Origin of the sequence: Streptomyces calidiresistens (assembly GCF_014141525.1) — a bacterium.
Classification (GTDB): Bacteria; Actinomycetota; Actinomycetes; order Streptomycetales; family Streptomycetaceae; genus Streptomyces; species Streptomyces calidiresistens.
This window is the reverse complement of sequence record NZ_VKHS01000184.1, coordinates 1-7995: the sequence shown is the minus strand read 5'-3', so window position 1 is coordinate 7995 and position 7995 is coordinate 1. Positions and strand designations below refer to the sequence as shown.

General features: G+C 70.1%; 11 protein-coding genes. 8 read left to right on the top strand and 3 right to left on the bottom strand.

From position 1 onward, the window contains the following. From FOE67_RS10365 to FOE67_RS10350, 4 genes are all read left to right on the top strand, one after another. A partial coding sequence (locus tag FOE67_RS10365) for a peptidoglycan-binding protein (RefSeq protein ID WP_182662824.1) occupies positions 1 to 305 on the top strand: 305 nt, incomplete at its 5' end. A 27-nt stretch (positions 306 to 332) separates the two neighbouring features. Continuing rightward, complete coding sequence (locus FOE67_RS10360; RefSeq protein ID WP_182662822.1) at positions 333 to 743, top strand: hypothetical protein; 411 nt, start codon at positions 333 to 335, stop codon at positions 741 to 743. Further along, positions 740 to 1162, top strand: coding sequence for a hypothetical protein (locus tag FOE67_RS10355; protein WP_182662820.1), 423 nt, complete (start codon positions 740 to 742; stop codon positions 1160 to 1162). Before FOE67_RS10360 ends, FOE67_RS10355 begins: the two co-directional genes overlap by 4 nt. A 129-nt stretch (positions 1163 to 1291) precedes the next feature. After that, on the top strand, positions 1292 to 1627 hold the full coding sequence (locus FOE67_RS10350; protein ID WP_182662818.1) for a hypothetical protein: 336 nt from the start codon (positions 1292 to 1294) through the stop codon (positions 1625 to 1627). A 21-nt stretch (positions 1628 to 1648) separates the two neighbouring features. Here FOE67_RS10350 and FOE67_RS10345 read toward each other — a convergent pair whose 3' ends face one another. Beyond that, entirely contained in the window at positions 1649 to 1945 is a 297-nt protein-coding gene (locus FOE67_RS10345) for a DUF4873 domain-containing protein (protein ID WP_182662816.1), read from the bottom strand. 417 nt (positions 1946 to 2362) lie between these two features. Between FOE67_RS10345 and FOE67_RS10340 the strand changes: the two genes are divergently transcribed. Then, the gene (locus tag FOE67_RS10340) at positions 2363 to 4018 is read left to right on the top strand and encodes a TROVE domain-containing protein (protein ID WP_182662814.1); all 1656 of its coding nucleotides are present in this window, start codon (positions 2363 to 2365) and stop codon (positions 4016 to 4018) included. A gap of 546 nt (positions 4019 to 4564) precedes the next feature. Here the strand turns inward: FOE67_RS10340 and FOE67_RS10335 are convergent. Both FOE67_RS10335 and FOE67_RS10330 read right to left on the bottom strand, forming a co-directional pair. Beyond that, a complete protein-coding gene (locus FOE67_RS10335; RefSeq protein ID WP_182662812.1) occupies positions 4565 to 4924 on the bottom strand; it encodes a hypothetical protein in 360 nt (119 codons plus the stop codon). 222 nt (positions 4925 to 5146) lie between these two features. Next, on the bottom strand, positions 5147 to 5770 hold the full coding sequence (locus FOE67_RS10330; RefSeq protein WP_323384648.1) for an HAD family hydrolase: 624 nt from the start codon (positions 5768 to 5770) through the stop codon (positions 5147 to 5149). A gap of 171 nt (positions 5771 to 5941) precedes the next feature. Here FOE67_RS10330 and FOE67_RS10325 point away from each other — a divergent pair, with 171 nt between their 5' ends. The 3 genes from FOE67_RS10325 to FOE67_RS10315 all read left to right on the top strand — a co-directional run. Continuing rightward, the gene (locus tag FOE67_RS10325; protein ID WP_182662810.1) at positions 5942 to 7159 is read left to right on the top strand and encodes a helix-turn-helix domain-containing protein; all 1218 of its coding nucleotides are present in this window, start codon (positions 5942 to 5944) and stop codon (positions 7157 to 7159) included. A gap of 310 nt (positions 7160 to 7469) precedes the next feature. Then, entirely contained in the window at positions 7470 to 7691 is a 222-nt protein-coding gene (locus tag FOE67_RS10320; RefSeq protein WP_182662808.1) for a hypothetical protein, read from the top strand. Then, on the top strand, positions 7691 to 7995 hold a 305-nt coding region (locus FOE67_RS10315; protein WP_182662806.1), incomplete at its 3' end, for a hypothetical protein. The genes FOE67_RS10320 and FOE67_RS10315, both read left to right, overlap by 1 nt.

Genomic DNA, 7995 nt, shown 5'->3' with positions numbered 1-7995 from the left:
ACACGATCCGGCCCGGCCAACGTCTGACCATTCCCGCCCAGCGCTCCGCCCCCGCCTCCCACGAGCCGTTCCCCGGGGCGTCGTTCTTCCGGGTCGGCACCGACTCCCCGATCATCACGCGGATGGGCCGTCGGCTGGTCGAGGAGGGCTGCTCCCACTATCAGGTGGGCCCTGGGCCCCGATGGTCCGACGCGGACCGCCGCTCCTACTCGGCCTGGCAGCGCAGGTTGGGTTTCACCGGGGCCGACGCCGACGGCATCCCCGGACGGACGAGCTGGGACCGGCTGCGGGTCCCCCGGGCATAACCCCCTCTCACATCCACGGAGACCTGCATGGACCTCTACCTCTCGTACCTGCGCACCGCCGTTCCCGTGCTCGTCGGCATGGCCAGCGGCTTCCTGACCTGGCTGCGTCTGGACATCGACAGCGAACAGCTCCTGGTCCTCGTCACCGGCATCGCCGGCCTGGCCTGGTACACCATCTGGCGCGGCCTGGAATGGGTTGGCCAGCGCCAGGGATGGAGCTCGGTGCGGCGCCTGGCCGGTTGGCTCCTGGGTATGCCGGCGGCACCCTCCTACCCGGTGACCACCCTCGCTGCGGTACTGGCCGCCCATCACGCCACGGACACCCCGGCGGTGATCCGTGTCGACGGCCGGACGGACGAGGAGCTGATCGCGCTCATCCGGGCCGCTGCCGCCCGGGACGCTGACAGGGCCTCCGCCCCGAGGGAGGGAGGCCCGTGATCGCCGCCGACTCCACCGGCGTACCCGCCATCGACGACCTGGCGCTGTGGGCTCTGGCCGTCGGTGCGATCCTCGGCACGGGAGTGGCCCTGTGGAAGGCGCTGGCCGCCCTGCTGCGGGCAGGTCGACGCGGCGCGAGAGCGGTGGACGACATCATCGGTGCCCCGGCCCGCCCCGGAACCCCGGCCCGCCCCGGTCTGCTGGACCGCATCAGCTCCATGGAACGCCAGATGTGCGACCTCGATCGCAGAGTCGCCGAACAGGTCGCCCCTCTGCCGGAGCGGCTGGACGAGCTGACCGAGCGCGTCACGCAGATCGAGGACCAGCTGCGGCCACCGGCCGCACCGGGCACCCTGCGCCGCCAGGTCGACCTCGTCGCCCGCCGGATCGGCGCCACCGAGGAAGAACCCGACAACTGACCCGGAACCAGCCCCCGCCCCGGCTTCGGCCGGGGCGGGGGCCTCCTCGTTTTTCAGGAGTCGATTATCACGTGGGTGTGGAAGGATCGCCGGATGGCAGAACACCTCACGCTTTCCAGTAGCGATCTGTTGTCCAAGTGGGGATTCAACGACGGTGACGACCCGGAAGAATGGCTGGGTTACTGCGAGGCGAACGGCATGGACTACAACGAGATCGAGTTCCCTCTCGTTGAGTTGGTCCGTCGATATCTGCTTCCGAAAATCGAGCAGGACGTGACCGTTGTGGAGATCGAGACGTGCCACAACCCCATTCGTGCCCTGACGGTGGATGGCGTCGACATGCGGGGGGTCTGGAAGGGAAGGGCACCGGAACCCTCCCTCACTCCCGACCAGGTGACCATCCCCATGGTCGAGGTGGCCCGCCTCGCGCTGGAGCTGCACGGGAGAGCGGGGGCGGCACGGTGACCGCCCCCGCTCGCGGTGGCTCTACTCCGCGTGGAAGTTCGGAGGCAGCCCTGCACCCTCGAACGTCACTTCACCTCTTGACCTATCGACCCCGGTGACGCCGATCCTGCTCTCGCTTCCATCCTCCGCGTAGAGGGGGAGCGGTTCATTGGCCTCGAAGGCCCGGTGGGCGAATGGCTCGTCGCCCGGTTCGAAGCGGGCGGTTCCGCTCCAGGACTTCCACCCGGATCCTTCCGTGTGGTGATCCACTCTCACCGTCACGGCTATCTCTTCTCCATCCACGACCATGGTCGCGGGTCCCTCGTACCAAGTGCTCATGAGCGCCAGTGTCGCAGCGACCACCGACCGCCGCGGGCGCTCCGCGCCGCCACCTCGACCTCCGACCACGCGAGGACTCCACGCCGAGACGCAGCCGCGGAGAACTCCGGGATTCGTGTGGATGTTCGAAACCGGGTGGGTTATGGTGCTGGGCACAACGCACCTCCCGGTGCCGGGCCCCGGTTCCTTCCTTGGTGGATTCCCCGGAGCCGACCAGATCTCGGGAGGCACAGCAGCCGGGGCGCCCGGTGCCGTGGCGCCGGGTACTTCGCTTTGGGAGCGAGAGGTCCCGGGTTCGAATCCCGGTCATCCCACCTCGGTGGGGTGGTAGCTCAGCGGCTAGAGCGCTTACACCCCGTCGCCCACCTGATCTCGGGCGCCCCCCTGCTGGGTCTTCCCCGCCCCGCTAGGGCCGTGATGTCCCGCTTCAACACCCGCCCGCACCGTCCCGCCGGCTCCTCACCCGTCACCACGACAGGGCGCACCACCACCCACGCCGGCGGCACCGGGTACTCCCGTGACGAGCGCAGCGAACTGGTGCTGCTGGCCGCGATGAACATGGTCGGCCAGCGCACCCACTACGAACGGGCAGACGCCCGTGACGAGCGCTACCGGAACCTGATCCGGCACCTGGCCATCGAGGACCCCGGCTGGACCGCCGGGATGCTGGGCTGGCTGCGCACCGGCGCGCACATGCGCACCGATTCCCAGATCGGCGCCGTCGAGTTCGTTCATGCCAGGCTGGCCGCCGCCCGGCTTCACCGCGTGCTACCGGGCCCCGACGCCGTGCCCGGGACGGGCGAGACCTGGAACCGCTCCGTCGTCCGCCGAGTCCTGCATCGGGCTGACGAGCCCGGGGAACTGCTGGCCTACTGGACCTCTCGCTACGGGCGTGCCCTGCCCCAACCCGTCAAGCGTGGAGTGGGGGACGCGGTGCGTCGCCTCTACACCGAGAGGTCGATGATCAAGTGGGACAGCCCGAGGCGGCCGTACCGGTTCGGGCTGGTCCTGGAGCTCACCCACGCACGTGCCACGCCCGGCGAGTCGTGGCAGAGCGACGTGTTCGCCGCCGCGGTGGCCCGGCGGCACGGCCGACGGCCGGACACCAGGGGACTGACGACCCTGCGCCGCTACGAGGAGCTGATGAACCTGCCGGTGTCCGAGCGGCGCCGCGTGGTCCTCGACCAGCCGCAGCGCATCCGGGACTCCGGTTTCACCTGGGAGACCCTGGCCGGCTGGTTGCAGGGGCCGATGGACGCGGCCGCGTGGGAAGCGATCATCCCCTCGATGGGCTACATGGCGCTGATCCGTAACCTGAGGAATTTCGACGAGGCCGGAATCTCCAACGCGGCCGCCGCCGCGGTGGCGACCCGGATCGCCGACCCGCGACAGGTCGCCGTGTCCCGCCAGTTCCCTGTCCGGTTCCACGCCGCCCACCGGGCAGCCGCCCCCTCCCTTCGCTGGGGCTGGGCGCTGGAACAGGCGCTGGAACACTCCACGGCGAACATCCCTCTGCTGCCCGGGCGAACCCTCATCCTGGTGGACACCTCGTCCTCCATGGAGGACTCCTTCTCCGCGGACGGCACCACTACCCGCCGGGACGTCGCCGCGCTGTTCGGCATCGCTCTGGCGCAGCGCTGTGAGGCGGTCGACCTGTACTCGTACTCATCCGGCCGCTTCGGCTGGTCCGGCCCCCCGAGGGCCCGCACCCGGGCGTTCTCCCTGCGGCCCGGTGAAGCGACGCTGCGCGCCGTGGAACGCTGGGAGACCGGCGGCTGGTTCCTGGGCGGCGGTACCGACACCGCCGCGGCGATGCGCCATGAGTACCGGGGGCATGACCGGGTCGTGCTCATCACCGACGAGCAGCACCACCAGGATCCCATCGAGGTCTCGAAATCCATCCCGGCCCACACCCCGCTCTACACGTGGAACCTGGCGGGCTACTCCCCGAGCCACGCCCCCTCCGGGCCACACCGCCACACCTTCGGCGGCCTGACCGATCAGGCGTTCCGGCTCATCCCGCTGCTGGAGGCCGGGCATACAGTCCCCTGGCCATGGGAGGAGCAGCAGTAGCAGGGGCGAAGAACTACCAGACGGTTCGTTGGCTTCCCTGCTCGTAGGGAGATGCCGAGGGCCGCATGCGGTTGGATGACCGTGAGGCTCGTTGGCATCAAGGCAGGTGCCGCAGCCCGGCCGGGGTCGACGGGGTGGTGCCCGTCGACCCCGGCCCTTCGTCATGTCCTGCCACCTGACGCACCTGCGGAGGATGCCGCACCCGGGAACATCCCCGCATGCGCGGGGAGCAGTGATGTGGGGCCCGTCCGGGTGATGTGGTGTCGGGACCATCCCCGCATGCGCGGGGAGCAGACACAGCAACCCGTCGACGTTCCCCTACACATCGGACCATCCCCGCACAGGCAGGGAGCGCGCGTCTTCTCTCGGCCCCGGTCACGGGGTCCCGTCCGAGAGAAGGGACGGGACCCCGGCGGGGGAGTCACACGCTAGCCGAGTCCGTCCCTCGTGGCAGGTGTTCCGGGAAATCCGGCGACAGCGGACGAGTGGCGGACCACAGGGCGTACAGCCTGACCAACTCCGTTCGCCTCCGGGCTCATGTGCAGCTCAACCACGGACGTGCTCCTGGTCGTGCTCGTCGAGGGCGGCGGCGGCGTGCTCCTGGCGGACGTAGCCGCGGGCGTCGGTGTCCCATCGGACATCGGCCGCCGGCACGGGGCCGCGGCCAGCGCCGTGGGCACGGTCGTGCTCCAGCAGGCGGCGGGCGGTGTCCTCGGCATCCTGCTCGCTGGTCGCCGCGCCCTCGACCTCCGCGAGGACGGGCACGAGCCGGTCAGCGAGGGCGGCGCGGTGCACCAGATACGTACGCTCGCGCTGCCGGTCGCCGGGATGGACGGTCAGCTCGTCGTCCAGGCGCTGGACGACGGCAGCCGCGCGCAGCAGGGCGAAGGGGTCGGTCGTGCTCATCAGATCCTCTCGGGAAGGGAGTGGCCGGCGCCCGGAGCCAGCTCGAAGGGCTCCGGCCGCCGGGGTGGTCACTTGCTGGCCTCCGGCTGGCAGGGGACGGCTCCGGAGCGCAGTACCCGGAAGTCGGGGGTGTGGTTGTAGAGGGTGCCCGGGAAGACGCCGAGGGCCGGCCAAGGAAGGGGAGGGCATGAGCCCGGAAGATGCCCGACCCCGCTCCCTCGTTCACCAGTTCAGCAGTTCCCGCACGCGGGCCTCGGTGAGGGTCGCGTCGGTGGCGTGAACACAGGTGATGCCCATCGCCTCGGCCGGCGGGAGGTTCCGTTCGTGGTCGTCGACGAACACGCATTCCTCGGGTGCCAGACCCATGCGTTCCACCGTCCGGCGGTAGATCTCCGGTGACGGTTTCCGGACGCCCTCCTCCTCGGAGAGGATCACGACGTCGGTGAAGCCCTCCCACATCCCCAACTCCTTGTACACGTTGAAGGGGGTCAGGCCGAAGGAGTTGGAGAGCATGGCGGTGACCATGCCCTCCCGGCGGGCCCGACCGACCAGCTCGACGATGCGCGGTTCGGGCCGTAGGCGGGCGAGAGCCCGGCGCATCAGGTCTGTGGGGTCCAGGCCGAGGATTCCGCCGATCACCCGGTTCCAGTCCTCCTGGGTGGCCCGACCCACCTCCAGTTCGGCGTAGACGTGCACTCCCTCGGGGTGCTCGGTGAGGGCGGCGAAATAGGCCCCCGGCTCCAGACCGGATTCCTGTTCGAACCCCACTCCGTTGGCGCGCATCGGGGTCGTCAGCACGCCCCCGAAGTCCAGGATGAGTCCGCGATATCCGCGATGGTCGCTCACGCTGCTGCTCCGCAGATGGATGGATGTCGGCCGCTGTCCGCGCGCGGAAGGGCGGGCGGACAGCGGCCGTTGAGTGCCCGCCACTTGTTGGGAGCGGGGCTTCAGTATCCACCGTTCCGGCCTACTCTGGCAGTGAGTGCCCAGCCATGACGAGAGCGAGAGGCGCGGGTGATGGAGAACGTCGGCACAACGAATTTCTCGATCGGAGACCGTGTTCGGTACTACCGGATGCGGCGCGGCCTGTCCCAACAGGCCCTCGGCGAACTGATCGGCCGTACGGACAACTGGATCTACCGCATCGAGCACGGTATCCGGCCGGTGGACCGCTTGTCGGTCCTGCTGTCCCTGGCGGAGGCCCTGCGGGTGGACATCTCCGACCTGGTCGGGATGGACATGGGATCCGGAGGCCAGGGGCCGCAGCACGATGGGGTCCCGGGCCTGCGCCGTGTGCTGTCCCGACCACCGTCCCACCTGGACACCGGTGGCTCTCCGATGACGACGGCGGACCTGAAGACGGCCGTGGAGAGCCTGTGGCGGACCTACGAGACCGAACGGGCGCAGCGCTACCGCCTGGTCGGGGAACGTCTGCCCGCGCTCCTCGGAGCCGCGCACACCACCCTCTCCGCCGCTCCCACGGGTGAGGAGAAAGAGATCGCCCGGCACGTCGTCAGCCTCTACGGTTTGGCGCAGATCTGGTTGCGCCGAGTGGGGGAACACACCCTGGCCCGGGTGGCGGCTGACCGCGGGCTGTCGATCGCCGACGAGACCGGCGATCCGGAACTACGGGCGGCCGCGGCCTGGTCGGTCGCCTGTGTCCTGACCTCCAGCGGCGACGTGGCCGATTCCATGGAACTGGCCCGCGAGATGATCGACCACTGCTCTGTCGACGACACCTCCCCGGAGGGCCACATCGCCGCGGTGGGCGCGCTGCACCTCCAGGGCGCGGTGGCGGCCATGCGGGCCGACCGCGGGCCGACGGCGTGGGACATGCTGCGCCAGGCCGACCGGTTCGCCGCCCGGATCACGCCCGGGACGAACCACTGGCACACGGTGTTCGGGGAGTGCAACGTGGCCATGCACGGGGTGCACCTGGCCGCCGAGGAGGGCAACGCCGCGGAGGCCCTGCGCCTGGCCGATGACGTACACGTGGCCGACTCCGTCCCGTTGGAACGCCGCACCCGGTACACGATCGAGGTGATGAACTGCAACAGGGTGCAGAAGGACGATTACGCGACCGTGTTCATGCTGAACAGGTTGCGGGAGCAGTCCCCCGAGGAGATCGTTTTCTCGCCCCTGGTGCGGGATGCGGTGGTCACCCTGATGAAACGGGAGCGCCCACTGTGGGCCGATGAACTGCGGAAAGTCGCGCACCACATCGGAGTGGCCTGACCGTCCACGTTAAGTGATCATGCATACCCTGCCAGTTAGGCAGGGTTGACGCCATGGCAGGGCCGGCACCGTGAACTCCCCCTACGGTCTGTGCTCATGACGCCACATCACTGCCTTCCCAGGCGGGGAGGGCTGACGGTCACCAGACCGGACGACCACCCTCCCCGCATCACGGAGGCCGGACGCCTCGCTCTCCCCCTCCTCGTCCATGACGAGGACACGGGGAGGACCAGAGTGGTCAACCTGGTCCTCCCCGTGGAGCAGGCCGTGACGCTGCTCCACCAGATGACCGGGGTACTGGAGGCGCCGCATGCCGGCACCCGATGAGCCGCCGGCTCCCCTCCCCCCGCCGCTGCGCGGGCCGCTGAACCGGCCGGTTCAGGCGTTCGCCCAGTGCGTCGACTGCCGCGAGCACAAGACGATGCCCCCCGGCTCCCTGATCACCTCCGGCGACCCCATAGCCTGCCCCGAGAACGCCCGCTACCGCTGCTCCGACTGTCGACGGCCCGCCACCGTGCCGGAGGGGGAGTGATGGGTACCGTCGCCACATTGGCACTGCCGCCCGGGCCCTCCATATCCCCGCCGTCGGTTGCCGCCACCACGCTGCGCCGTCGCCCCCACCGGGTCCCCGGCCCCGCGGTGCGCGTCGCGGACACGCTGTACGTGGCCGGTGAACTCCGCCAGGTCCTCGGAGTCCGCCCGGGCCGAACCGACACCCGGATCTTCCTCGACGCCTTCACTCTCGCCCTGGCACCGGGAGCCAACCTGCTGGTGTACCGCCCCGAGCTGCACCCGCCCGCCCAGCACCGGGACCGGCCGGTCCCCGGGATGCAGCC

Excerpts from the sequence above, each read along its gene's own strand:
- FOE67_RS10320 (WP_182662808.1), top strand. The coding sequence starts at position 7,470 with ATGCCGGCACCCGATGAGCCGCCGGCTCCCCTCCCCCCGCCGCTGCGC.
- FOE67_RS10325 (WP_182662810.1), top strand. The coding sequence starts at position 5,942 with ATGGAGAACGTCGGCACAACGAATTTCTCGATCGGAGACCGTGTTCGG.
- FOE67_RS10345 (WP_182662816.1), bottom strand. The coding sequence starts at position 1,945 with ATGAGCACTTGGTACGAGGGACCCGCGACCATGGTCGTGGATGGAGAA.
- FOE67_RS10335 (WP_182662812.1), bottom strand. The coding sequence starts at position 4,924 with ATGAGCACGACCGACCCCTTCGCCCTGCTGCGCGCGGCTGCCGTCGTC.
- FOE67_RS10340 (WP_182662814.1), top strand. The coding sequence starts at position 2,363 with ATGTCCCGCTTCAACACCCGCCCGCACCGTCCCGCCGGCTCCTCACCC.
- FOE67_RS10360 (WP_182662822.1), top strand. The coding sequence starts at position 333 with ATGGACCTCTACCTCTCGTACCTGCGCACCGCCGTTCCCGTGCTCGTC.